Source organism: Streptomyces sp. NPDC040405, from assembly GCF_055595765.1.
Window position 1 is genome coordinate 1490182 of record NZ_JBVIVI010000002.1, and the last position, 25468, is coordinate 1515649.

Annotated in this window: 20 protein-coding genes; 15 read left to right on the forward strand and 5 right to left on the reverse strand. The window is 72.4% G+C overall.

The genetic code is table 11. The features are described from left to right. Positions 1 to 40 precede the first annotated feature (40 nt). Complete coding sequence (locus ACZ59A_RS13955; protein WP_470957680.1) at positions 41 to 1048, reverse strand: LacI family DNA-binding transcriptional regulator; 1008 nt, start codon at positions 1046 to 1048, stop codon at positions 41 to 43. Between the two features lie 213 nt (positions 1049 to 1261). Between ACZ59A_RS13955 and ACZ59A_RS13960 the strand changes: the two genes are divergently transcribed. The 7 genes from ACZ59A_RS13960 to ACZ59A_RS13990 all read left to right on the forward strand — a co-directional run bounded on the left by ACZ59A_RS13960 (position 1262) and on the right by ACZ59A_RS13990 (position 10659). After that, positions 1262 to 3196, forward strand: a complete 1935-nt coding sequence (locus ACZ59A_RS13960; RefSeq protein WP_470957683.1) for an acyl-CoA dehydrogenase family protein — start codon at positions 1262 to 1264, stop codon at positions 3194 to 3196. Positions 3197 to 3422: 226 nt separating this feature from the next. Further along, a complete protein-coding gene (gene dxr / locus ACZ59A_RS13965) occupies positions 3423 to 4688 on the forward strand; it encodes a 1-deoxy-D-xylulose-5-phosphate reductoisomerase (RefSeq protein WP_470957686.1) in 1266 nt (421 codons plus the stop codon). Continuing rightward, the gene (locus ACZ59A_RS13970) at positions 4685 to 5986 is read left to right on the forward strand and encodes a M50 family metallopeptidase (RefSeq protein ID WP_470957689.1); all 1302 of its coding nucleotides are present in this window, start codon (positions 4685 to 4687) and stop codon (positions 5984 to 5986) included. Before dxr ends, ACZ59A_RS13970 begins: the two co-directional genes overlap by 4 nt. 140 nt (positions 5987 to 6126) lie before the next feature. Next, positions 6127 to 7284, forward strand: a complete 1158-nt coding sequence (gene ispG, locus ACZ59A_RS13975) for a flavodoxin-dependent (E)-4-hydroxy-3-methylbut-2-enyl-diphosphate synthase (RefSeq protein ID WP_470957691.1) — start codon at positions 6127 to 6129, stop codon at positions 7282 to 7284. A 140-nt stretch (positions 7285 to 7424) separates the two neighbouring features. Further along, a complete protein-coding gene (locus ACZ59A_RS13980; RefSeq protein ID WP_470957694.1) occupies positions 7425 to 8270 on the forward strand; it encodes a GNAT family N-acetyltransferase in 846 nt (281 codons plus the stop codon). 30 nt (positions 8271 to 8300) lie between these two features. After that, complete coding sequence (locus ACZ59A_RS13985) at positions 8301 to 8867, forward strand: GNAT family N-acetyltransferase (RefSeq protein ID WP_470957697.1); 567 nt, start codon at positions 8301 to 8303, stop codon at positions 8865 to 8867. A gap of 82 nt (positions 8868 to 8949) precedes the next feature. Continuing rightward, positions 8950 to 10659, forward strand: coding sequence for a proline--tRNA ligase (locus ACZ59A_RS13990; RefSeq protein ID WP_470957700.1), 1710 nt, complete (start codon positions 8950 to 8952; stop codon positions 10657 to 10659). Positions 10660 to 11645: 986 nt separating this feature from the next. On the opposite strand, the gene ACZ59A_RS13995 is transcribed toward ACZ59A_RS13990, so the two are convergent. The 3 genes from ACZ59A_RS13995 to ACZ59A_RS14005 form a co-directional block, all read right to left on the reverse strand. After that, positions 11646 to 12578 (reverse strand): aminoglycoside phosphotransferase family protein, encoded by a 933-nt coding sequence (locus tag ACZ59A_RS13995; RefSeq protein ID WP_468042422.1) that lies wholly within the window; start codon positions 12576 to 12578, stop codon positions 11646 to 11648. Positions 12579 to 12617: 39 nt separating this feature from the next. After that, positions 12618 to 13091: a ferritin-like domain-containing protein gene (locus tag ACZ59A_RS14000; RefSeq protein ID WP_468042424.1), complete on the reverse strand. Its 474-nt coding sequence runs from the start codon at positions 13089 to 13091 to the stop codon at positions 12618 to 12620. 61 nt (positions 13092 to 13152) lie between these two features. Further along, on the reverse strand, positions 13153 to 13716 hold the full coding sequence (locus tag ACZ59A_RS14005) for a hypothetical protein (RefSeq protein WP_470957937.1): 564 nt from the start codon (positions 13714 to 13716) through the stop codon (positions 13153 to 13155). 191 nt (positions 13717 to 13907) lie between these two features. Between ACZ59A_RS14005 and rimP the strand changes: the two genes are divergently transcribed. From rimP to ACZ59A_RS14045, 8 genes are all read left to right on the forward strand, one after another. Then, entirely contained in the window at positions 13908 to 14414 is a 507-nt protein-coding gene (rimP, locus tag ACZ59A_RS14010; protein WP_468042425.1) for a ribosome maturation factor RimP, read from the forward strand. A 2-nt stretch (positions 14415 to 14416) separates the two neighbouring features. Then, on the forward strand, positions 14417 to 15409 hold the full coding sequence (nusA, locus tag ACZ59A_RS14015) for a transcription termination factor NusA (RefSeq protein WP_468042427.1): 993 nt from the start codon (positions 14417 to 14419) through the stop codon (positions 15407 to 15409). A 117-nt stretch (positions 15410 to 15526) separates the two neighbouring features. Continuing rightward, positions 15527 to 15817 carry a YlxR family protein gene (locus ACZ59A_RS14020; protein WP_470957706.1) on the forward strand — a complete coding sequence of 97 codons (291 nt, stop codon included), beginning with the start codon at positions 15527 to 15529 and terminating at the stop codon, positions 15815 to 15817. 153 nt (positions 15818 to 15970) lie between these two features. After that, complete coding sequence (gene infB / locus ACZ59A_RS14025) at positions 15971 to 19117, forward strand: translation initiation factor IF-2 (protein ID WP_470957708.1); 3147 nt, start codon at positions 15971 to 15973, stop codon at positions 19115 to 19117. A gap of 122 nt (positions 19118 to 19239) precedes the next feature. Next, positions 19240 to 19536: a DUF503 domain-containing protein gene (locus ACZ59A_RS14030; RefSeq protein WP_468042433.1), complete on the forward strand. Its 297-nt coding sequence runs from the start codon at positions 19240 to 19242 to the stop codon at positions 19534 to 19536. Between the two features lie 87 nt (positions 19537 to 19623). After that, positions 19624 to 20142, forward strand: a complete 519-nt coding sequence (gene rbfA, locus ACZ59A_RS14035) for a 30S ribosome-binding factor RbfA (protein ID WP_470957711.1) — start codon at positions 19624 to 19626, stop codon at positions 20140 to 20142. After that, positions 20139 to 21059 (forward strand): tRNA pseudouridine(55) synthase TruB, encoded by a 921-nt coding sequence (gene truB / locus ACZ59A_RS14040; protein WP_470957713.1) that lies wholly within the window; start codon positions 20139 to 20141, stop codon positions 21057 to 21059. The genes rbfA and truB overlap by 4 nt, the downstream gene beginning before the upstream one ends. Positions 21060 to 21180: 121 nt before the next feature. Beyond that, positions 21181 to 22137 carry a bifunctional riboflavin kinase/FAD synthetase gene (locus ACZ59A_RS14045; protein WP_470957716.1) on the forward strand — a complete coding sequence of 319 codons (957 nt, stop codon included), beginning with the start codon at positions 21181 to 21183 and terminating at the stop codon, positions 22135 to 22137. Positions 22138 to 22234: 97 nt separating this feature from the next. Here the strand turns inward: ACZ59A_RS14045 and ACZ59A_RS14050 are convergent, their stop codons facing one another. Next, positions 22235 to 25231: an SCO5717 family growth-regulating ATPase gene (locus tag ACZ59A_RS14050; RefSeq protein WP_470957718.1), complete on the reverse strand. Its 2997-nt coding sequence runs from the start codon at positions 25229 to 25231 to the stop codon at positions 22235 to 22237. Between the last annotated feature and the right edge of the window lie 237 nt (positions 25232 to 25468).

Below are 25468 nucleotides of genomic sequence, written 5' to 3' on the forward strand. Positions count from 1 at the left end.
ACGGGTCGCGGCGTCGGCGGCGTCGGCGGCCTCGGCGTCGTCAGGAGGGGGCCGGGCCCGAGCTGGCCCGTACGGTCAGCTCCGGGGGCAGCAGCGCCACCTGCTCGGAGCCGTCGCCCTGCAGCTTGGCCGCCACCAGCTCGACGGCCCGCCGCCCCATCTCCTGCGCGGGGATGGCGACCGAGGTGAGCCGCACGGACGCGCTCGTGGCCACCTGGTCGGGGCAGATGGCGACCACCGAGACGTCCTCGGGGACCGCCCGCCCCTGCCGTCGCAGCAGGCTCAGCAGCGGATCGATGGCGGCCTCGTTCTGGACGATGAAGCCGGTGGTGCCGGGGCGCTCGTCGAAGATCCGGGACAGGGTGCCGTCCATCGACTCGTAGCTGCCCTCGCACGGGCGGTGCAGCAGCCGCAGCCCCAGGTCGCGGGCGGCCGTGCGCAGCCCGTCGAGGGTCCGCTCGGCGAACCCGGTGTGGCGCTCGTAGACGGCCGCCGCCTCGCCGATCACGGCGATCTCCCGGTGGCCGAGGGCGGCCAGATGCTCGGCGCACAGCGCGCCGGTGGCGGTGAAGTCGAGATCGACGCAGGTCAGGCCGATGGTGTCGGCGGGCAGCCCGATCAGCACGGTGGGCTGGCGGGCCGCGTGCAGCAGCGGCAGCCGCTCGTCCTCCAGCTCGATGTCCATCAGGATCATGGCGTCGGCGAGCCCGCTGCCGGTGACCCGGCGCACCGCCGCGGGGCCCTCCTCGCCGGTGAGCAGCAGCACGTCGTACCCGTGCGCGCGGGCGGTGGTGGCGACCGCGATGGCGACCTCCATCATCACCGGTACGTAGATGTCGGTCCGCAGCGGCACCATCAGCGCGATGATGTTGGAACGGCTGCTGGCGAGGGCGCGGGCTCCGGCGTTCGGGTGGTAGCCCAGCTCCTTGATGGACCGCTCGACGCGCTCCCGGGTGGGCGCCGAGATCGAGCGCTTGCCGCTGAGGACATAGCTCACCGTGCTGGCGGAGACTCCGGCGTGGCGGGCGACCTCGGCGAGCGTGACCATGCGGGAGACTCCATCCGGCGGGGGAGGGGTGGTGAAGCGCTTCGATGCTGACAGTAGACCTGCCCGGCGTGGGCTGTCCATAGAATGTCGAAGCGCTTCACCACGTCGCATCACCGCCGCACCACTTTGCCGACCCGGCCCACCGGAGGCACACTGAACAGCGGTACGTGCCGGTAATGTCACGAGATCGTCATTTGCGGCAAGGGAGCACCGATGACCGCATCATCAGTCCGGCCGGTGTCCGAGCGTGAAGCGCGCCAGGTCGCCGAGGCCGCCCGCGAACAGAAGTGGCACAAGCCGAGCTTCGCCAAGGAGCTGTTCCTCGGCCGCTTCCGCCTCGATCTGATCCATCCCCACCCCGCCCCCGCACCGGACGACGTGCGCCGCGGCGAGGCGTTCCTCGCCAAGCTCCGCGAGTTCTGCGAGACCCGGATCGATCCCGCCCGCATCGAGCGCGAGTCGCAGATCCCCGACGAGACCATCAACGGCCTCAAGGAAATCGGCGCGCTCGGCATGAAGATCGACACCAAGTACGGCGGCATGGGCCTCACCCAGGTCTACTACAACAAGGCCCTCGCGCTGGCTGGCTCCGTCAGCCCCGCCATCGGCGCGCTGCTCTCCGCCCACCAGTCGATCGGCGTGCCGCAGCCGGTCAAGCTGTTCGGCACCCAGGACCAGAAGGACCGCTTCCTGCCGCGCTGCGCCCGCACCGACATCTCGGCCTTCCTGCTCACCGAGCCGGACGTGGGGTCCGACCCGGCCCGGCTCGCCACCACCGCGGTCCCCGACGGGGACGACTACCTGCTCGACGGCGTCAAGCTGTGGACCACCAACGGCGTGGTCGCCGACCTCCTCGTCGTCATGGCCCGGGTGCCGAAGTCCGACGGCCACAAGGGCGGGATCAGCGCCTTCGTCGTCGAAACGGCCGCCGAGGGCGTCACCGTCGAGAACCGCAACGCGTTCATGGGGCTGCGCGGCATCGAGAACGGGGTGACCCGCTTCCACCGGGTCCGGGTCCCCGCGGCCAACCGCATCGGCCCCGAGGGCGCGGGCCTGAAGATCGCGCTGACCACGCTCAACACCGGGCGGCTCTCGCTGCCCGCGATGTGCGCGGGCGCCGGGAAGTGGTGCCTGAAGATCGCCCGCGAATGGTCCGCGGCCCGTGAGCAGTGGGGCAAGCCGATCGCCCGGCACGAGGCCGTCGGCGCCAAGGTCTCCTTCATCGCGGCGACCACCTTCGCGCTGGAGGCGGTCATCGACCTCGCCTCCCAGATGGCCGACGAGGACCGCAACGACATCCGCATCGAGGCGGCGCTCGCCAAGCTCTACGGCAGCGAGATGGCCTGGCTGATGGCCGACGAGCTGGTCCAGATCCGCGGCGGCCGCGGCTTCGAGACCGCGGCCTCGCTCGCCGCCCGCGGCGAGCGTGCGGTCCCCGCCGAGCAGATTCTCCGCGACATGCGCATCAACCGGATCTTCGAGGGCTCCACCGAGATCATGCATCTGCTGATCGCACGGGAGGCCGTGGACGCGCATCTGTCGGTGGCGGGCGACCTCATCGACCCCGACAAGTCCCTGTCCGACAAGGGCCGGGCGGCCGCCAAGGCGGGCGGCTTCTACGCCCGCTGGCTGCCGGGCCTGGTCACCGGCCCCGGCCATCTCCCGCGCGCCTACGCCGAGTTCGCCCCGCCCGGCCATCGCGACCTGTCCCCGCATCTGCGCTACGTCGAGCGTTCGGCGCGCAAGCTCGCCCGGTCGACGTTCTACGCCATGTCCCGCTGGCAGGGCCGGATGGAGACCAAACAGGGCTTCCTCAGCCGGATCGTGGACATCGGCGCGGAGCTGTTCGCGATGAGCGCGGCCTGTGTGCGCGCCGAGATGCTGCGCAGCCGCGGTGACCACGGCGCCGAGGCGTACCAGCTGGCCGACGTGTTCTGCCGGCAGGCCCGTATCCGCGCCGACGAACTCTTCGGCCGCCTGTGGACCAACACCGACGACCTCGACCGCAAGGTGGTCTCCGGAGTGCTCTCCGGCTCGTACGAGTGGCTGGAGGCGGGCGTCCTCGACCCCAGCGGCGACGGCCCGTGGATCGCGGACGCCACCCCCGGTCCGTCGGTCAGGGACAACGTCCACCGCCCCATCAGGTGACCGCGGTCCCGGCGGGCTGGATCCGGGTGACGGAATCCAGCCCGCCGGTTCACCCGCCGGTTCAGCGGGCGCGTCCCGGCAGCGGCCCGGGGAGTCGCGGGCCGGAGCCCGCCGGAGCCTTCGGCCGTCGCGGGCTGGAGCGACGGACCGGCCCCGGCGGGCCCGGAGACGCACCAGGCCCAGGGTCCGGTCATCCGCGAACAGCGGCACCGGCAACAATGGGCAGATGACGGATTCCCTGGCTGACCCGCATCTGCGCCCCCCGGCAGCCCCCGCCGACCCCGGCAGCCCCCGCGACCTCGTGATCCTGGGCTCCACCGGATCGATCGGCACCCAGGCCATCGATGTGATCCTGCGCAACCCGGACCGCTTCCGGGTGACCGCCCTGTCCGCCGCCGGAGGGCGGGCCGGGCTGCTCGCCGAGCAGGCCCACCAGCTGAAGGCGGCCACCGTCGCCGTCGCCCGCGAGGACGCGGTGCCCGAGGTGCGCGCGGCGCTGTCCGCGCGGTACGGCGCGGGCGAGCCGCTCCCGGAGGTCCTGGCCGGGCCCGACGCGGCCACCGAGCTGGCCCGCTCCGAGTGCCACACCGTGCTCAACGGCATCACCGGCTCCATCGGCCTCGCGCCCACCCTGGCCGCCCTGGAGGCGGGCCGGGTGCTGGCGCTGGCCAACAAGGAATCCCTCATCGTGGGCGGGCCGCTGGTCAAGGCGGTCGCCAAGCCGGGCCAGATCGTGCCCGTCGACTCCGAGCATTCCGCGCTCTTCCAGGCCCTGCTGGGCGGCGGCCGCCAGGAGGTCCGCAAGCTGGTCGTCACCGCGTCCGGCGGCCCGTTCCGCGGGCGTACGAAGCGCGAGCTGGCCGGGGTCACCCCGGACCAGGCGCTGGCCCACCCCACCTGGGACATGGGCCCGGTCGTCACGATCAACTCCTCGACCCTCGTCAACAAGGGGCTGGAGGTCATCGAGGCCCATCTGCTGTTCGACATTCCCTTCGAGGAGATTGAGGTGGTCGTACACCCTCAGTCGTATATCCACTCGATGGTTGAATTCACCGATGGCTCGACGCTCGCCCAGGCGAGCCCGCCGGACATGCGGATGGCGATCGCGCTCGGCCTCGGCTGGCCCGAGCGGGTGCCGGACGCCGCCCCCGGCTGCGACTGGACCAAGGCCCACACCTGGGAGTTCTTCCCCCTCGACGCCGAGGCCTTCCCCTCGGTCGACCTCGCCCGGCACGTCGGCGGCCTCGGCGGCACCGCCCCGGCCGTCTTCAACGCGGCGAACGAGGAGTGCGTGGACGCCTTCCTCGGCCGGAAGCTGCCCTTCAACGGAATTGTCGATACGGTCGCGGAAGTGGTCGCCGAGCACGGCGCCCCCTCCGCGGGAACTCAGCTCACCGTCGCGGACGTCCTCGAAGCCGAGACGTGGGCCCGTGCCCGCGCCCGTGAACTGGCCGCCCGCGCGGCGAAGGCGACCCCGGAGGGTCACGCATGACGACATTGATGACGGTCCTCGGCATAGTCGTATTCGCCGTGGGCCTGGGGATCTCGATCGCCTGGCACGAGCTGGGCCATCTCTCCACCGCCAAGTGGTTCGGCATCCGGGTCCCGCAGTACATGGTCGGCTTCGGGCCGACGGTCTTCTCCCGTAAGAAGGGGGAGACCGAGTACGGCATCAAGGCGATCCCGCTCGGCGGCTTCATCCGCATGATCGGGATGTTCCCGCCCGGCGACGACGGCAAGGTCACCCAGCGTTCCACCTCGCCGTGGCGCGGCATGATCGAGGATGCCCGGTCGGCCGCCTACGAGGAGCTGGAGCCGGGCGACGAGAAGCGTATGTTCTACACGCGCGCGCCGTGGAAGCGCGTGATCGTGATGTTCGCCGGGCCGTTCATGAACCTGATCATGGCGGTGGTGATCTTCGTCGGCGTGATGATGAGCTTCGGCGTCAACACCCAGACCACCAGCGTCGGCACCGTCTCCGCCTGTGTGGTCCCGGCCTCGTCCGCGACCGACAAGTGCCCCAAGGACGCCAAGGACTCCCCGGCCAAGGCCGCGGGGCTGCAGCCCCGGGACAAGATCGTCGCCTTCAACGGCCACCGCGTCTCGGACTGGGGCACGCTCCAGAAGGACATCCGCGAGACCACCGGCCCCGCGACGATCACCGTCGAGCGGGACGGCGCCCGGAAGACCCTGCGGGCCAACCTCATCACCAACAAGGTCGCCAAGTCCGACGGGAACGGCGGCTACGTCGAGGGCCAGTACGTCAGCGCCGGGTTCCTCGGCTTCACCCCGGCCAACGGCGTGGTGAAGCAGTCCTTGGGCCAGTCCGTGGACCGCATGGGCACCATGGTCGAGGACGGCGTCCAGTCCCTGGTCGACCTGCCCTCCAAGGTGCCCGACCTGTGGAACGCGGCCTTCGGGGACGCGCCCCGCAAGGCGGACTCCCCGATGGGCGTCGTCGGCGCCGCCCGGGTCGGCGGCGAGGTCGCCAACCTCGACATCCCGCCCTCGCAGCGCATCGCGACGATGCTCTTCCTCGTCGCCGGGTTCAACCTCTCGCTGTTCCTGTTCAACATGCTGCCGCTGCTGCCGCTGGACGGCGGCCACATCGCGGGCGCGGTGTGGGAGTCCCTGCGGCGGCGGCTCGCACGCCTGGTGCGGCGCCCCGACCCCGGTCCGTTCGACGTGGCCAAGATGATGCCGGTCGCCTATGTGATCGCCGGTATCTTCATCTGCTTCACGCTGCTCGTTCTGGTGGCCGACGTCGTGAACCCCGTGCGAATTTCCTGATGATCTGAACTGTCCCGAAGTTCGCCTTTGGGTGGACTTCGGGGCCGGAGTGTGCTCCGGCGCCACCCGGTGCCGTAATCTCGGATCCGGAGCCCGCTGATCTCGGGCCACTCAAACACCTTCTTGGGGCTACGAACCAGATGACTGCGATCTCGCTAGGAATGCCGTCCGTACCGACCAAGCTCGCCGACCGCCGGGTCAGCCGGAAGATCCAGGTCGGGGCGGTCGCCGTGGGCGGCGACGCACCGATCTCGGTGCAGTCCATGACGACGACGGTGACCGCGGACATCGGCGCGACGCTCCAGCAGATCGCGGAGCTGACGGCGTCGGGCTGCCAGATCGTGCGGGTGGCCTGCCCGTCACAGGATGACGCCGAAGCGCTGCCGGTGATCGCCAAGAAGTCCCAGATCCCGGTCATCGCGGACATCCACTTCCAGCCGAAGTACGTCTTCGCCGCGATCGACGCCGGGTGCGCCGCCGTGCGCGTGAACCCGGGGAACATCCGGCAGTTCGACGACAAGGTCAAGGAGATCGCGAGGGCGGCCTCGGACGCGGGCGTGCCGATCCGTATCGGCGTCAACGCGGGATCGCTGGACAAGCGGCTGCTGGAGAAGTACGGCAAGGCCACGCCCGAGGCGCTGGTCGAGTCGGCCCTGTGGGAGTGCTCGCTGTTCGAGGAGCACGGCTTCCGGGACATCAAGATCTCGGTCAAGCACAACGACCCGGTGGTCATGGTCAACGCCTACCGTCAGCTGGCCGCCCAGTGCGACTACCCGCTGCACCTCGGCGTCACCGAGGCCGGGCCCGCGTTCCAGGGCACGATCAAGTCGTCGGTGGCCTTCGGCGCGCTGCTGAGCGAGGGGATCGGCGACACGATCCGGGTCTCGCTGTCGGCTCCCCCTGCGGAGGAGGTCAAGGTCGGCATCCAGATCCTGGAGTCGATGAACCTGCGGCAGCGGCGGCTGGAGATCGTCTCGTGCCCGTCGTGCGGGCGTGCGCAGGTCGACGTCTACAAGCTGGCCGACGAGGTCACGGCCGGGCTGGACGGCATGGAGGTCCCGCTGCGGGTCGCCGTGATGGGCTGCGTCGTGAACGGCCCGGGCGAGGCGCGCGAGGCGGACCTCGGCGTGGCGTCCGGCAACGGCAAGGGGCAGATCTTCGTGAAGGGCGAGGTCATCAAGACCGTGCCGGAGTCGAAGATCGTGGAGACCCTGATCGACGAGGCCATGAAGATCGCCGAGCAGATGGAGAAGGACGGCATCGCCTCCGGCGAGCCCGAGGTGTCCGTCAGCGGCTGAGGCCCCTCCCAGCGGTGGCTGGGGGAAGGCTTTTCCGCCCCGGAGGCCCACCGTGCCCTCGAAAGAGGGCACGGTACAGTGCGGAGGATCGACTCCCCCTCCAGCCCGCAGGCCCCGCAACCGGTGAGGCAATCCGACACGTGCTGACGACGTCCACCACCAGGGTCCTCGAGCCCCAAGAGCTCGACTCGGCCCTCGCGGTGCTCAACCGCGATCCCGTCTCCAACGCCTTCGTCGCCGCCCGCGTCCAGGCCGCCGGGCTGGACCCGTGGCGGCTGGGCGGCGAGATGTGGGGCTGGTACAGCGGCGGACGGCTTCAGTCGCTCTGCTACGCGGGGGCCAACCTGGTGCCCATCTGCGCCACCCCGGAGGCCGTGCGCGGCTTCGCGGAGCGCGCCCGCCGGTCCGGGCGGCGCTGCTCCTCGATCGTCGGCCCCGCCGACACCACGGCCGAGCTGTGGTCCCTGCTGGAGCCGAGCTGGGGCCCGGCCCGGGAGGTCCGCTCGCGTCAGCCGCTCATGGTCGCCACGTCGATGCCCGCCGACGTCCCGCCCGATCCGCGGGTGCGCCGGATCCGCAAGGAAGAGCTGGACGTGATCATGCCCGCGTGCGTGGCGATGTTCACGGAGGAGGTCGGCGTCTCACCGCTCGCGGGCGACGGCGGACTGCTCTATCAGGCGCGGGTCGCCGAACTCGTCGCCGCCGGGCGCTCCTTCGCCCGCGTCGAGAACGGCCGCGTCGTCTTCAAGGCCGAGATCGGCGCCGCCACCCCGCACGCCTGCCAGATCCAGGGCGTCTGGGTCGCCCCCGAATACCGCGGCCGCGGGCTCTCCGAGATCGGCATGGCCGCCGTGCTGAACTACGCGCTGAACGAGATCGCGCCGGTGGCGAGTCTCTACGTCAACGACTACAACACCGCGGCCCGCGCCGCGTACCGCCGCGTCGGCTTCCAGGAGGTCGGCGCGTTCATGAGCGTGCTGTTCTGATCGCCGGACCGGGCCAGTAGGGTGCCGCCCATGCTGCAGATGCCAGGGGGCCATCCCCCGGACCCCCGAGGTGTCGTCGTCGGCCCGCTCGACCTCGCCGCGCGCGTGGACGACGCGCTCGCCGTGCAGGCCGTGGCCTTCGGGCTGACACCGGAGGAGATGGGCGTACGGCGGCACATCGTGCTGCGCCACCTCACCAGCCCCGGCGCCCGTGCCTTCGGCGCGACCACCCCGGACGGGCGGCTCGTGGGCTTCGTCTACGGCATGCCCAACGACCGCACGCACTGGTGGTCCACCATCGTCCAGCCCTATCTGAGCGCGTCCGGGTACGAGGACTGGCTGGACGACGCCTTCGTCATCACCGAGCTGCACGTCCACCCCGACTACCAGAACCGCGGCGTCGGCCGTCGGCTGATCACCGCCATCACCGACGGGGCCGTGCAGCCGCGCTCGATCCTCTCCGCCATCGACACCGACAGCCCGGCCCGCTGCCTCTACCGTTCGCTGGGCTACCACGACCTCGCCCGCCCGGTGCTCTTCCCGAGCGCGCCGAGCCCGTACGCCGTCATGGGCGCCCCCCTGCCGCTCCGCCGTTAGCGCTCCCGGATAGCGCATTTCCGGGTTGCGTCCCCGGGCGGCTAACCTCCTGACATCCGTCTCGTACGCAGGAGAAGACCCCATGGCCAACGCCGCCCACGTCCAGCGCATGTCCACCTTGATGCTGAAGACACTGCGCGAAGACCCGGCCGACGCCGAGACCGCCAGCCACAAGCTGCTCGTCCGGGCCGGCTACGTCCGCCGCGCGTCCGCGGGCATCTGGACCTGGCTGCCGGTCGGCAAGAAGGTCCTGGACAACGTCTCCCGCATCGTCCGCGAGGAGATGGACGGAATCGGCGCCCAGGAGGTGCTGCTGCCCGCGCTGCTCCCCAAGGAGCCGTACGAGGCGAGCGGCCGCTGGGAGGAGTACGGCGACCTGCTGTTCCGGCTCAAGGACCGCAAGGGCGGCGACTACCTCCTCGGCCCCACCCATGAGGAGATCTTCACCCAGACGGTCAAGGACCAGTGCACGTCCTACAAGGACCTGCCGGTGATGCTCTACCAGATCCAGACCAAGTACCGGGACGAGGCCCGCCCGCGCTCGGGCGTGCTGCGCGGCCGCGAGTTCCAGATGAAGGACTCGTACTCCTTCGACACCAGCGACGAGGGCCTGGCCGAGTCCTACCGGCTGCACCGCGAGGCATACCAGCGCATCTTCGAGCGCCTGGGCCTCGACTACCGCATCGTCTCGGCGGTCTCCGGCGCGATGGGCGGCTCCGCCTCCGAGGAGTTCCTGGCCCCCGCGGCGGCCGGTGAGGACACCTTCGTGGACTGCCCGAACTGCGACTACGCGGCCAACACGGAGGCGGTCACGACCACCGTCCCGGCCGTCGAGGGCGCCGAGCACGGGCCGGTCGAGGAGCTGGACACCCCCGACACCCCCACCATCGAGACCCTCGCCGAGCACCTGGGCGTCCCGGCCTCCGCGACCCTCAAGAACCTCCTGGTCAAGGTCGACGGCGAGATCACCGCGGTGGGCGTCCCCGGCGACCGCGAGGTCGACCTCGGCAAGCTGGGCGAGCACCTGGCCCCGGCCGTGGTCGAGCTGGTCACCGCCGAGGACTTCGAGGGCCGCCCCGACCTGGTCCGCGGCTACGTCGGCCCGCAGGGCCTGGCGGGCAAGTCCTTCCGCTACATCGCCGACCCGCGGGTCGCCCCCGGCACCGCCTGGGTGACCGGCGCCAACAAGCCGGACACCCACGCCCGCAACGTCGTCTGCGGCCGCGACTTCGAGGTCGACGACTACCTGGACGTGGTCGTCGTCGAGCCGGGCGACCCCTGCCCCCGGTGCGGCGCGGGCATCGCACTCGACCGGGCCATCGAGATCGGCCACATCTTCCAGCTCGGCCGCAAGTACGCCGACACCTTCCAGCTCGACGTGCTCGGCCAGAACGGCAAGCCGGTGCGGGTCACGATGGGCTCGTACGGCATCGGCGTCTCCCGCGTGGTCGCCGCCCTCGCCGAGCAGACCTACGACGAGTCCGGCCTCTGCTGGCCCCGCGAGGTGGCCCCGGCCGACGTCCACATCGTCGCGGCGGGCAAGGCCCTCCAGACCGAGCTGGCCCTCGACATCGCCGAGAAGCTGGGCACGGCGGGCGTCCGGGTCATGGTGGACGACCGCGCCAGCGTCTCCCCGGGCGTGAAGTTCACCGACGCGGAGCTGATCGGCGTCCCGACGATCCTGGTCGTCGGCCGCGGCGCGAAGGACGGCGTGGTGGAGCTGAAGGACCGCCGCACCGGCGACCGCGAAGAGCTCCCGATCGACGAAGCGATCACCCGCCTCACGGCCTGACCGCCCCGGCCCCCTTCTCTGACCGGAACCAAGCCCCCGACCCCCACCGGGCCGGGGGCTTCGCCGTCGCCGAAGCAGCAAGCCCCCGAGGGCACGAGGCCCGCCCCGACCGCCCCGGCGCCCCTCCCGGCGTCCCTCCCGTCGCCCTGCGCCAGACGCGCTCAGCCGGGGCGCTGCCCCGCGCCGAGGGGCCCTGCCCTGCTTCCGGCCAGGGTCCGTCTCCGCCCGGACCGGACCGGGCCCCTCGGCGGAGCGCACCGGTCCCGCATCGGGGTCCGGGGGCGGTCGGCCGTCCCGGCGCTCTCCCGTCGCCCTGCGTCCGACGCGCTCGGTCGGGGCGCTGCCCCCCCGCGCCCAGGGGGCCCGCTCTGTTCCCGGCCGGGGTTCGTCTCCACCCCGGACGGGACCGGACCTCTAGGCGGAGCGCACCGGTTCCGCATCGGGGTCCTGAGGCGGTCGGCCGCCCCGGCGCCTCTCCCGTCGCCCTGCGTCCGATGCGCTCAGCTGGGGCGCTGTCCCGCGCTCGGGGGCCCGTCCTGTTCCCGGCCGGGGTTCGTCTCCGCCCTGGACCGGGCTCCTCGGCGGAGCGCACCGGTCCCGCATCGGGGTCCGGGGGCGGTCGGCCGTCCCGGCGCTCTCCCGTCGCCCTGCGTCCGATGCGCTCAGCTGGGGCGCTGCCTCGCGCTCGGGGGCCCGTCCTGTTCCCGGCCGGGGTTCGTCTCCGCCCTGGACCGGGCTCCTCGGCGGAGCGCACCGGTCCTGCATCGGGGTCCGGGGGCGGTCGGCCGTCCCGGCGCTCTCCCGTCGCCCTGCGTCCGATGCGCTCAGCTGGGGCGCTGTCCCGCGCTCGGGGGCCCGTCCTGTTCCCGGCCGGGGTTCGTCTCCGCCCCGGACCGGGCTCCTCGGCGGAGCGCACCGGTGCCGCATCGGGGTCCAGGCGCGGAGTCCCTGGGTTCGGGGAGGGGCGGGGTGGGGGAGAGAGCCGCCTACAGCCAGCCCGCGAACTCCAGCAGGAGCTCGGCGCGTCGCCGGTCACCGGCCGCGCCGTATCGCAGGCCCGTTTCCACGGCGCGGAAGAGCGACCAGCCGCGCAGTCGGTCGCGGTCGACGTCGAGGGAGTCGGCCAGCTTGGCGATCCGGCGGCGCACGGCCGCGGCCGGGCCGGGGCCCGCGGCCAGGTCTTCGCAGCGGTCGAGGACCAGCCGCGCCAAGTCGTACGCGCGCTCACCGACGACCGGGGCCGGTCCCACCGCGAGCCATGGCGCGCGCTCCCCGGCCAGCACCTTGCCCTGCCGGAAGTCGCCGTGCAGCAGCAGCCGTTCGGGGGGCTGGGCGGTCAGCCCGGAGCGCAGCTCCAGGGCCTCGTCGGCCAGCGGGCGTACGTCGGCCGCCCAGGCGCCCGAGGCGAGTATCGGCAGCACCTCGGCGGCCGCCCCGGTACGCCCCTCGACGGAGTCGAACGGATCCCCGTCGGGCGGCGGCACCCACAGCCGCCGTACCGTGCCCGACGCCTCCAGCAGCGCCTTCGCCTCGGGCAGCGAGCGCAGCGACACGGCGGACTGGAGCCGCTCGATCAGCAGCGCGCCGTCCTCCTGCGCGGTGCGCAGGAGCCGGGCCGCGCCCCAGCCGTTCCAGTGGGCGAGCGCGGCGGCCTCGTCGCCGTCGCCCGGACCCGGCACGGGGAACTTGAGCGCGGCCGGGGTGCCGTCCGGCTGACGTACGAGCACGACGAGGGCGCTGCGGCCGCCGGGGGTGACCACGCGCTCGGGGGTCAGCTCCCATTCCCGCAGCCGCCTCCCGGCCAGCTGCGGCAGGGTGTCCAGCCAGCTCCGTACGGGCTCGGCCGGATCGTCGCCCACCGCGTCCAGCAGCCGCTTCGGCACCTGGAGTGGTCTCGTGTCCCCCGTGTCCGCTGCCATTCCCGGGCTGCCCCCTGTCGCCAACGTGCTCTCGAACTGTCAGACCCCGTCGGCGGCTCCGCTCGCCGACGCGGTCGGGGCGGCGGGCGCGGCGCGCTCGGTGAGCCCAGGGAAGGCTACGCCGCCGCCCCGCCAGCGCACCGACCGGACCGCCGCCTCGCGCAGCGCGCCCGCCGCCTGCCGCCGCAGGGCGCCGTCGGAGGTCCGTACGAGGTCGGCGTAGACGGCGGCCACCCGGTTCTCCAGCTCGGCGGCGAGCCGCACCGCGGCGGCCGAGTCGGGCACCGCGAACGGCAGCGCGTACGCGGGGGCCGCGCTCTGCGGCGTACCGCCCATGTCGCGTACGGAGCGGACGAGGTCGTCGCGGCGGGCACGGTGCGCGGCGTACCCCTCGCGCGCCTCGGCGAGACGGTCGTCGCCGATCCGGCCGCCGACGACGCCGTATCCGTACACGGCGGCGTGCTCGGCGGCGAGCGCGGCCTGCGTGGCCTTGAGCGTCGCGGCACGGTTCATCCGGGTACTCCTTCCGCGCGGAGAGGGCTGAGGAGGGGGCTGACGAGGCGGGCGGGGACCGTCATCGGTCCTGGCTGCCCTGGGTGAGGAGATACACATGGGCGGCACCGCAGGCCGCGACGGAGGCCAGCAGCCGGGCCAGCTCGGGCGGCGCGCCGGCGAGCGCCGTGGTGCGGCTGTCGGCGGTGTGCCGCTCGGCCTGGGCGAGGGCGCTGAGGGCCTTCTTCTCGTCCTCGGGCACCGTGGGCAGCCGCCGCCCGCCCGCGGCCGGTGAGCGGGAGGCGGTCGCGGAGGCGGACGCGGAGGGGGCCTTGGAGCCCAACGCCGCCATGTGCGCCGCCGTCTCCGCCCGCAGTGGCCGCAGCCGCTCCGCGAGCCCGCCGTGGGCATCGATGGTCGCGTCGTAGCGCGCGAGGAGCGCGGCCGAGTCCCGCACGCCCCGGGCGCGCAGCGCCGCGGCGTCCGCGGAACCGGATGAGCGGGGTCCGTCGTCCGAGCCACCGGAACAGGCGGCCAGCAGCGCGGCGGCCCCCGCCGAACCGCCGGCCAGCAGCAGACTTCGCCGCCGCGGGGACGTGGTCCGGGGGAGGGAGGCGGACGTGGGGCGAGGTGGGGGATTCGTGATCGACACGTTCCTCTTTCCGGGCTGCGGCCGCTCCCGGCCGCCGTTAGTGATCACAGCAGGCGAGCGTACCCGCGCGAGGCCGGAAAGCCGGGCAGCGGCCACCGAATCGTCAGCCCGCCGCCGGAACAGATAGGCTTTGAGCTGACACGCGACCTTCCCACAACAGCACACGCGGCCGAGGAGTCACCCGGATGAGCACGACCCAGAGCGAAAGGCTGCGCGGACTGCTGGAACCGCTCGTCAGCGCACGGGACCTGGATCTGGAAGAGGTCGAGGTGACACCGGCCGGGAAGCGGCGCGTCCTTCGCATCGTGGTGGACTCCGACGACGGCGTGCAGCTGGATACGTGTGCTGAGCTGAGCCGGGAGATCTCGCAGACGCTCGACGAGTCGGACGCGATGGGCCAGACCCCGTATGTCCTGGAGGTCACCTCCCCCGGCGCCGAGCGCCCCCTGACCGAGCAGCGCCACTACCACCGTGCCACCGGCCGGCTGATGAAGGCGCAGCTGGTGGAGGGCGGCGAGCTCATCGCCCGGATCGTCTCCGTGGATGACGAGGGACTGGATCTGGAAGTCCCCGGCGTGAAGGGGCGCAAGCCCACCGCCAGGCGGCTGGCCTTCAAGGAGATCTCCAAGGCACGAGTGGAGATCGAGTTCAACCGCAAGCCCGAGGGCGACGAGAGCAAGGAGGAGGCGTAGCCGTGGACATCGACATGAGTGCCCTGCGGGGTCTGGTGCGGGAGAAGGAGATCTCGTTCGACCTGCTGGTCGAGGCGATCGAGTCGGCTCTCCTCATCGCTTATCACCGCACCGAGGGAAGCCGTCGGCGGGCCCGCGTGCAGCTGGACCGCAACACCGGCCATGTGACGGTGTGGGCCCAGGAGGACGCCGACGACATCGAGGAGGGCGAGGAGCCCCGCGAGTTCGACGACACCCCCTCCGGGTTCGGCCGGATCGCCGCCATGACCGCCAAGCAGGTCATCCTGCAGCGGCTGCGGGACGCCGAGGAGGAGATCACCTTCGGCGAGTACGCCGGGCGGGAGGGCGATGTCGTCGCGGGCGTCGTCCAGCAGGGCAAGGACCCGAAGAACATCCTGGTGGACATCGGCCGCCTTGAGGCGATCCTGCCGGTGCAGGAGCAGGTGCCCGGCGAGGACTACGCCCACGGCACCCGGCTGCGTACGTACGTCGTACGAGTGGTCAAGGGGGTGCGCGGGCCGTCGGTGACTCTTTCGCGTACGCATCCCAATTTGGTGAAGAAGCTCTTCGCGCTCGAGGTGCCGGAGATCGCGGACGGCTCGGTGGAGATCGCGGCGATTGCCCGTGAGGCGGGTCACCGCACCAAGATCGCTGTCCGGTCCACCCGTTCGGGTCTGAACGCCAAGGGCGCCTGTATCGGCCCCATGGGCGGCCGGGTACGCAGCGTGATGGCCGAGCTGCACGGCGAGAAGATCGACATCGTCGACTGGTCGGACGACCCCGCCGAGCTGGTGGCCAACGCGCTGTCGCCCGCCCGGGTGAGCAAGGTCGAGGTGGTGGACCTGGCGGCCAGGTCCGCGCGGGTCACCGTGCCCGATTACCAGCTGTCACTGGCGATCGGCAAGGAAGGGCAGAACGCCCGGCTCGCGGCCCGGCTCACGGGCTGGCGGATCGACATCCGGCCGGACACCGATCAGTCCGCCGAGCAAGGCTGATCAAGCCCGATCAAGGCGGGTTCAAGCCGCGGACACCCGGGATCCGGCCGAAATCGTGTGACGGTTCGATCACTCCCCCCAAGGGGTGAGGTCGCCGCAGGGAGGTAGACTTAAGCAGTGTCTGGCCGCACGCGTGCCCGTGCCTGCCCTGAGAGAACCTGTGTGGGATGCCGGGAGCGGGCGGCCAAGAACGATCTGCTGCGCATCGTGGCGGTCGAGGGCGTTTGCGTCCCCGATCGGCGCGGTACGCTGCCCGGTCGGGGAGCTTATATGCACCCCACACGGGTCTGTTTCGACCTGGCGGTCCGCCGCCGGGCCTTTCCCCGGGCCTTCAGGGGACCGGGGGCGCTCGACACCACGGCACTGCGCCGTTATGTGGAGCATCAGGGTGACCAGTCACCCTCGTAAGAAGCTGGAAGAACGGCACGGGACACCCGTGCGGTCAGGTACCTCGCGAGTCGGAAGTAGGTCGAGATTGCGATGAGCACTCGATGAGTACGCGATGAGTACGCCCATGAAGTAGCGACGGTCCGGCGGTAACCCGGACCTAAAAGGAGCGAAGTGGCTAAGGTCCGGGTATACGAACTCGCCAAGGAGTTCGGCGTTGAGAGCAAGGTCGTCATGGCCAAGCTCCAAGAGCTCGGTGAATTCGTACGATCGGCGTCCTCCACCATCGAGGCGCCGGTGGTCCGCAAGTTGACTGATGCTTTCCAGGGTGGCAACGGCTCCGGCCGTGCCTCCGGCAAGCCCTCGGCGCCGCGCAAGGCGACGCCCAAGCCCCCGACGCCCGGTCCGGCGTCGGCGGCCCGTCCCGCTGCCCCGAAGCCCCCGACGCCCGGCCCCAAGCCGGCCGCCGCCGAGGGGCCGCAGAGCACGCCGTCCGCGGCGCCCACTCCGGGTCCGCGCCCGACTCCGGGCGCCCGCCCGACGCCCGGCCCCAAGCCGGGTCCGGCGCAGCCCGCGGCTCCGGCGCAGCCCGAGTTCACCGCCCCGCCGGCCACCCCCGGCCCCAAGCCCTCCCCGGCCAAGCCGGGCCCCGGCGCCCCGGCCAAGCCGGCCACGCCCGGCCCGCGCCCCGGTGCCCGTCCCGGCCCCGGTGGCCAGGGCGGTCAGGGCCAGGGTCAGGGTGGCCAGGGCCAGGGCGGTCAGGGTCAGGGCGGCCAGGGCGGCCGTTCCGGCGCCCCGCGTCCGGGGCAGGAGCGCCCGCGTCCGGGTGGCGGCGGCCGTCCGGCCGGTCCGCGTCCGGGTAACAACCCCTTCACCTCCGGTGGCTCCACCGGCATGGCGCGCCCGCAGGCGCCCCGTCCCGGCGGCGGTGCCCGTCCGGGCCCCGGCGGCCAGGGTGGCGCCGGTCCGCGTCCGCAGGGCGGCGGCCAGGGTGGTCCCGGTGCCGGTCGTGGTGGCCAGGGTGGCGGCGGTCCCCGTCCCACTCCGGGTTCGATGCCGCGTCCGCAGGGCGCCCAGGGCGGCGGCCCGCGTCCCGGCGGCGGCGCCGCCGGTTCCGGCGGTCCGCGTCCGAACCCGGGCATGATGCCTCAGCGTCCGGCCGCGGGTCCGCGTCCGGGCCCCGGCGGCGGCGGTCGCGGTCCCGGCGGTGCCGGTCGTCCCGGTGGCGGCGGCGGTGGCCGTCCGGGTGGCGGCGGCGGTTTCGCCGGTCGTCCCGGTGGCGGTGGCGGCGGCGGTCGTCCGGGTGGCGGCGGCGGTTTCGCCGGTCGTCCCGGTGGCGGCGGTGGCCGTCCGGGCTTCGCCGGTCGTCCGGGTGGTCCCGGCGGCCGTGGTGGCACGCAGGGTGCGTTCGGCCGTCCCGGCGGTCCGGCGCGTCGTGGCCGTAAGTCGAAGCGGCAGAGGCGCCAGGAGTACGAGGCCATGCAGGCCCCGTCCGTCGGCGGCGTGATGCTGCCGCGCGGCAACGGCCAGACGGTCCGGCTGTCGCGTGGTGCGTCGCTCACGGACTTCGCGGAGAAGATCAACGCCAACCCGGCGTCGCTCGTCGCCGTGATGCTCAACCTGGGCGAGATGGTCACCGCGACCCAGTCCGTCCCGGACGAGACGCTGCACCTCCTCGCCGACGAGATGAACTACAACGTCGAGATCGTCAGCCCGGAGGAGGAGGACCGCGAGCTTCTCGAGTCCTTCGACATCGAGTTCGGCGAGAACGAGGGCGGCGAGGAGATGCTCGTCGCGCGTCCGCCGGTCGTGACCGTCATGGGTCACGTCGACCACGGTAAGACGCGACTGCTGGACGCGATCCGCAAGACCAACGTGGTCGCGGGCGAGGCCGGTGGCATCACCCAGCACATCGGTGCCTACCAGGTCTCGACCGAGGTCAACGACGAAGAGCGCAGGATCACCTTCATCGACACCCCGGGTCACGAGGCGTTCACCGCCATGCGTGCCCGTGGTGCCAAGTCGACCGACATCGCGATCCTCGTGGTGGCGGCCAACGACGGTGTGATGCCCCAGACGATCGAGGCGCTGAACCACGCCAAGGCGGCCGACGTGCCGATCGTGGTCGCGGTCAACAAGATCGACGTCGAGGGCGCGGACCCGACCAAGGTGCGCGGTCAGCTGACCGAGTACGGCCTGGTGGCCGAGGAGTACGGCGGCGACACCATGTTCGTCGACATCTCCGCCCGTCAGGGTCTGAACATCGAGGAGCTGCTCGAGGCCGTGGTCCTCACCGCGGACGCCTCGCTCGACCTGCGCGCCAACGCGGAGCAGGACGCGCAGGGCATCGCGATCGAGGCACACCTGGACCGCGGCCGCGGCGCCGTGGCCACCGTGCTGGTCCAGCGAGGCACCCTGAAGGTCGGCGAGACGATGGTCGTCGGCGACGCGTACGGCCGCGTCCGGGCGATGCTCGACGACAACGGCAACCAGCTCCAGGAGGCGGGTCCCTCGACCCCGGTCCTGGTGCTCGGTCTGACCAACGTGCCGGGCGCGGGCGACAACTTCCTCGTCGTCGACGAGGACCGCACCGCCCGTCAGATCGCCGAGAAGCGCGCCGCGCGTGAGCGCAACGCCGCCTTCGCCAAGCGCACCCGCCGGGTCTCCCTGGAGGACCTGGACAAGGTGCTCAAGGCCGGTCAGGTCCAGCAGCTCAACCTCATCATCAAGGGCGACGCGTCCGGTTCGGTGGAGGCCCTCGAGTCCTCCCTGCTCCAGCTCGACGTCGGCGAAGAGGTCGACCTGCGCGTCCTGCACCGCGGTGTGGGTGCGGTCACCGAGACCGACATCGACCTGGCGACCGGCTCCGACGCCATCGTCATCGGCTTCAACGTGCGCGCCGATGGGCGTGCCACGCAGATGGCCGAGCGCGAGGGCGTGGACGTCCGCTACTACTCGGTCATCTACCAGGTGATCGAGGAGATCGAGGCGGCCCTCAAGGGCATGCTCAAGCCGGAGTACGAAGAGGTCGAGCTGGGCACGGCGGAGATCCGCGAGGTCTTCCGCTCGTCCAAGCTGGGCAACATCGCGGGTGTGCTCATCCGCTCCGGCGAGGTCAAGCGGAACACCAAGGCCCGCCTCGTCCGCGACGGCAAGGTCATCGCGGAGAACCTCAACATCGAGGGCCTGCGCCGCTTCAAGGACGACGTCACCGAGATTCGCGAAGGCTTCGAGGGCGGTATCAACCTCGGCAGCTACAACGACATCAAGATCGACGACGTCATCGCGACGTACGAGATGCGCGAGAAGCCGCGCGGCTGACGCGCTGCCTCTCATCCGGGGCCGGTCGGCGGAGAATTTCCGTCGATCGGCCCCGGCCCTTGCGTGTACGGTTCGAGAAGCCTGACCCTCGAAGGCCCCACGGGTGGCTTGACCCGGACTGCATGTATGTAGGGACGTTGTCCTTCGACCTGCTCCTCGGCGACGTACGGTCGCTGAAGGAGAAGCGCTCCGTCGTCCGCCCGATCGTCGCCGAGCTGCACCGCAAGTACGCGGTGAGCGTGGCGGAGGTCGGCGACCAGGATCTCTACCGCAGGGCCGAGATCGGCCTCGCGGCGGTATCCGGGGACGCGGGCCACCTACGGGACGTCCTCGACCGCTGCGAGCGGCTGGTCGCGGCGAGACCGGAGGTGGAGCTGCTGTCGGTACGACGGCGGTTCCACGGTGGCGACGACGAGTGAGGGCCGTGGACCGGCGGCCGGTCGACGACCGGCCCCCGAACGTCCCGGACCATTGACGACTGAAGCGAAGAAGAGAGAAGAAGACGCATGACCGACACCGCGCGGGCACGCAAGCTGGCGGACCGCATCCGGGTCGTGGTCGCGGAGACGCTGCAGCGGCGGATCAAGGACCCGCGGCTCGGCTATGTGACCATCACCGACACCCGGATCACCGGTGATCTGCGGGAGGCGACCGTCTTCTACACGGTCTACGGCGACGACGAGGAGCGCGCGGCCTCGGCCGCCGCCCTGGAGAGCGCCAAGGGCGTGCTGCGGTCGGAGGTCGGACGGCAGACCGGGGTGCGGTTCACCCCGACCCTGACGTTCGTCCCGGACGCGCTGCCGGACAACGCCCGTACGATCGACGACCTGCTGGCCAAGGCCAAGGCGGCCGACGCCGAGGTCCGGGAGGCGTCCTCGGGCGCCACGTACGCCGGTGAGGCCGATCCGTACCGCAAGCCCGGCGAGGAGGAAGAGGCGGCGGACGACGAGTCTCCCTCCGGCGACGAGTCCCCTTCCGACAGCAAGGGTTCCGCTTCCGACGGCAAGGGTTCCGCGGACGCATGACACGCAAGGGAAGGGCCGGATCCGGCGCGCCGGACGGCCTGGTGATCGTCGACAAGCCGGCCGGGTTCACCTCGCACGACGTCGTCGCGAAGATGCGCCGCTTCGCCGGTACGCGCCGGGTCGGGCACGCCGGGACGCTGGACCCGATGGCCACGGGCGTGCTCGTGATCGGCGTCGAGAAGGCGACCCGGCTGCTCGGCCATCTGGCGCTGACCGAGAAGGAGTACACGGCCACGGTCCGGCTCGGCCAGACCACGGTCACCGACGACGCCGAGGGCGAGATCACCGCCTCGGACGGGGCGGCCGGGACCGCGCTCGACGCCGTGCGGACCGGGATCGGCGAGCTGACCGGGGACATCCAGCAGGTGCCGTCCAAGGTCAGCGCCATCAAGATCGACGGGAAGCGGTCCTACACTCGGGCCCGGGAGGGCGAGGAGTTCGAGATCCCGGCCCGGCCGGTCACCGTCTCGTCGTTCGTCCTCCACGAGAGCCGCGAGGCGAAGGCGGAGGACGGCACCCCCGTCCTCGACCTCGACGTCACGGTCGTGTGCTCCTCGGGCACGTACATCCGCGCCCTGGCCCGCGACCTCGGCGCCGGGCTCGGCACCGGCGGCCATCTGACGGCGCTGCGCCGCACCCGGGTCGGCCCGTACGGGCTGTCGGCCGCGCGGACGCTGGAGCAGCTGGAGGAGTCCGTCCAGATCATGCCCATCGCCGAGGCCGCGGCCGCCGCCTTCCCGCGCTGGGACGTCGACGCGGACCAGGCCCGGCTGCTGGGCAACGGCGTACGGATCGACATGCCGCCCCGCGAGGGCGCCGGGCCGGGTCCGGTGGCGGTCTTCGGGCCGGAGGGGCGCTTCCTGGCCCTGGTGGAGGAGTCGAAGGGCCGGGCCAAGAGCCTCGCCGTCTTCGTATGAGGGTTCCGCGGGTCCCCCGCCGACCGGCCTCCGGTGCACGGCGGGGGCAGGCGGCATGGCAGTCTTAGATCTGCGAAAGCGATAAGTCGGCAGTCAAAGGTTCGGGCGAGGAGCGGGCATAGTGCAGCGCTGGCGTGGCTTGGAGGACATCCCCGAGGACTGGGGGCGCAGCGTCGTCACAATCGGTTCCTACGACGGAGTGCACCGCGGGCATCAGCTGATCATCGGCCGCGCGGTGGCTCGCGCGCGGGAGCTGGGCGTACCGGCGGTGGTGGTCACCTTCGACCCGCATCCGAGCGAGGTCGTGCGGCCCGGCAGCCATCCGCCGCTGCTCGCCCCGCACCAGCGGCGTGCGGAGCTGATGGCGGAGCTGGGCGTGGATGCGGTGCTGATCCTTCCGTTCACCCAGGAGTTCTCGCGGCTGACCCCCGCCGACTTCGTGGTGAAGGTGCTGGTCGACAAGCTCCACGCACGGGTCGTGGTGGAGGGCCCCAACTTCCGGTTCGGCCACCGGGCCGCCGGAAACGTCGACTCGCTGCGCGAGCTGGGCACCACCTACGACTACGAGGTCCAGGTGATCGACCTGTACGAGCGCGGCGCGGCGGGCGGCGGCGAGCCGTTCTCGTCCACCCTGGTGCGCAGGCTGGTCGCCGAGGGGGACGTCACCGGCGCCATGGAGGTCCTGGGGCGGCCGCACCGCGTCGAGGGCGTCGTGGTCCGCGGCGCGCAACGCGGCCGCGAACTGGGCTTCCCCACGGCCAACCTGGAGACGCTGCCGCACACCGCGATCCCGGCCGACGGGGTCTACGCGGGCTGGCTGACGGCCGAGGGCGAGTCCATGCCCGCGGCCATCTCGGTCGGCACCAACCCGCAGTTCGACGGGACCGACCGGACCGTGGAGGCGTACGCGATCGACCGGGTCGGTCTGGATCTGTACGGGCTCCATGTCGAGGTGGACTTCCTCGCCTTCCTGCGCGGCCAGGAGAAGTTCGACTCGATCGAGGCGCTGCTGGAGCGGATGGCGGCCGATGTGAAGCGGGCGAGCGAGCTGGTGGAGGAGTACGACGGCCGACGCTGACGAGCCCCCGACGTACCCTGGGCGTAAACAGGCGATCGCCCCGTCGGAACCGGTTGAACCACCGGTTCCGACGGGGCGATCGCCTTTGTGTACGGGCCTACTGCTGGGGCGGGGGCGGCGGCTGGTGCTGCCATGGCTGCCCCTGCTGCGGAGGCGGCTGCTGTCCCTGTTGCTGGGGCGGCTGCTGCTGAGGCGGCTGGCCCTGCTGCGGTCCGGGCTGCCAGGGCTGCCCCGGCTGCGGCTGCTGCTGCGCCTGGTTCGGCTGCTGCGGGGGGTACCAGCCCTGCTGTGGTCCGGGCTGCCCCGGCTGACCGGGGTAGCCCGGCTGTTGCGGCGGCGGTCCCTGCTGCGGATAGCCGTATCCGTACGGCGGCGGCTGCTGGCCCTGCTGCGGCGCGTACGCCCCCGGGTAGGGCTGCTGGCCGTGCCCGGGCAGCGGCGGGGCCATCTGCGGCGGCTGGGTGCTGTTGTCGGCCGTCCAGAGCCCCTGTGCCTGCTGCGCGCGGGAGAAGTCCTCGGCAACCATGGCGGAGAGGTTGAAGTACGCCTCCCGGGTCTTCGGGCGCATCATGTCGAGGTCCACCTCGGCGCCCGCCGACAGATGCTCGTCGAACGGCACGACGACCACGCCGCGGCAGCGGGTCTCGAAGTGCGACACGATGTCATCGACCTTGATCATCTTGCCGGTCTCGCGAACCCCCGAGATGACCGTGATCGAGCGCGACACGAGGTCGGCGTACCCGTGCGCGGACAGCCAGTCGAGCGTGGTGCTCGCGCTGCTCGCACCGTCGACGGAGGGCGTGGAGATGATGATCAGCTGGTCGGCGAGGTCGAGCACCCCGCGCATCGCGCTGTAGAGCAGACCGGTGCCCGAGTCGGTGAGGATGATCGGGTACTGCTTGCCCAGGATGTCGATGACGCGGCGGTAGTCGTCGTCGTTGAAGGTCGTCGAGACCGCCGGGTCCACGTCGTTGGCGAGAATCTCCAGCCCGGAGGGCGCCTGCGAGGTGAACCGCCGGATATCCATGTAGCTGTTGAGGTACGGGATCGCGGTGACCAGGTCGCGGATGGTCGCGCCGGTCTCGCGCCGCACCCGGCGGCCGAGCGTGCCCGCGTCGGGGTTGGCGTCGATCGCGATGACCTTGTCCTGGCGCTCGGTGGACAGGGTCGAGCCGAGCGCGGTGGTCGTCGTGGTCTTGCCGACGCCGCCCTTGAGGCTGATCACCGCGATGCGGTAGCACGACAGCACCGGCGTACGGATCAGCTCCAGCTTGCGCTGCCGCTCCGCCTCCTCCTTCTTGCCGCCGATCTTGAAGCGCGAAGCCGCGGCGTTGTTCTTCTTAGGCTTCTGCTTCCCGCGGATGAGCCGGTCCGAGGACAGCTCGACCGCCGCCGTGTACCCGAGTGGGGCGCCCGCGTTGCCCTGCCCGGCGCCCGGGCGCTGCCGCTGGTCGGGCGTGGCGACGGGCCAGTCGCCCGTACGGGGATCGGCCGGGGCGCCGGCGTCGGGGCGCGGGTAGCCGTAGCCGTCCTGCGGCTGCGGCAGTTGCTGCGACTGTTGGTACTGCGGCTGCTGGGGCTGCTGGGGCTGCTGCGGGGCGGGCGGCGGGTACGGCCCCTGGCCCTGGCCCTGCGGGTGGCCGGGGTACGGCGGCTGCTGGCCGGGCGGACCCGCGTCGGGGCGCGGGTAGCCGTAGCCGTCCGGCACGGGCGCCGGGGGCTGCCCGGCCTGCGGATAGCCGTACTGCGGGGCATGCGGGGCCGGGGGAGGAGCCTGGGGCCCCTGCGGGTGCTGCGGTTGCTGCTGCGGGGCCTGCGGGTGCTGCGCACTCTGCGGCCCCTGGGGACCTTGCGGACCCCGGGGTCCCTGCGGACCCGGCGCGGGAGGACCGCCCTGAGGATAACTCCCCTGCGGGGCAGCCTGATGCGGCGCCGCGGGCTGCGGCCCCGGCGCTCCGGCGTCCGGACCCGGGCCGGGCTGGCCCTGCGCACCCGTGGTCGGCGGCGCCCAGGGACCGGCCTGCGGCGGCAGCGGGCCACCGGCCGCGCCGGGCCCGCCCGTACGCTGCTCCGGGACCGGGGCCGGGCCACCGCCCGTACCGCCCGACTCCGGCGCGGCGGGCTGGAAGTCCGGTGGCAGCGGCGGCAGCCCGGACTGCGGCGCGGCGGGCGGCGCCCAACCGCCACCGGTCTCCTGCGGCGCCGCGCCGGAACCGGGCCCCGCGTCCTGCGGCTCGCCCTCGGTGCCCGCCGCCTTGGCGCGCTCCTCGGCCTCCCGGCGCAGCGATGCCGCGGAGAAGCGCATGGTGCCCTCGCTGCGCACCTCGCCGCTCCCGGCCTCGGCGTCGCCGTCCGCCCCGGCGTCGCCGGATTCCGCGTCGGCGGCCTCCTTCCGCTCCGCGATCTCGCGCTGCAGCGAGGCGGTGGAGAACCGCACGGTGGAGTTGCCCCCCACGGCGCCGCCGTCGCTCTCGTCGGCGTCACCGCCCGTTTCGGGCGTCTCGGGGGAGGCGACCGGCGGCGGAGCGGCGGGCGCCAGCGCGTAGTCGTCGTCCTCGTCCGCGGCGTCGGGAAGGTCGGACGCGTGCTGCTCGACCCGGTCGCCTCCCCGCTCGCCGTCCTCGTCTGTCCCGGCGTCAGCCGGAGCCGAGGCGGCCGGGTGCACGGCGAAACCAGGCAAAGAGGGCGTTCCATCAGTCGCGTCGTCCCGCGACCCGGCCCCCGACTCCGCGCCGCCCGCGTTCTCGGCGGCCCCGTCCGGCGCGGCCTGACGCACGGAAGCATCGACCGGCGCGGGCTCGGGGGACGGCGGCGCGGGCGGCGGCGGCCACGCCCCCTGGAAGCTGTTCGACTCCGGCGGCCCGGACATGGACACCGGGTTCCCCGTCGGCGGCGGGGGCGGCGGAGGCGTCGCCCCGCCCCCCGTGTCCGCCCCGGTCCCCGCGGCGGGTGCCGACGGCGCAGCGTTCTGCGTGTACCAGGCAGGTGGGGTGTAGTCGATGGTGAACTCGCCCGTGTGCTCGGTCTCGGCGTCGGACCGATCATCGCCGGGTGTGGTTCCGCCCGTGCGGATCTCGTCCCGATCGCTGCTCACAATGCCTCCTGGTGTGGTCGAACACCCTTGAAATTCATGGCGAGGCCGATCTGTTGCCGATCGCTACTGTCGTCCGACCGTTCGGCTTTCCCCTTTTATGGCGCCGGGGACACCTGATCAGGTTCGTCACCGTGCGCACACCAAGCCTAATCACCATGAGCGGCCCCATGGCAGGCCCGTCCCAGTACTCACCCTGTCCGCTACCTCACGGCCAGGCGGAGGGACCGTGACCTGGTT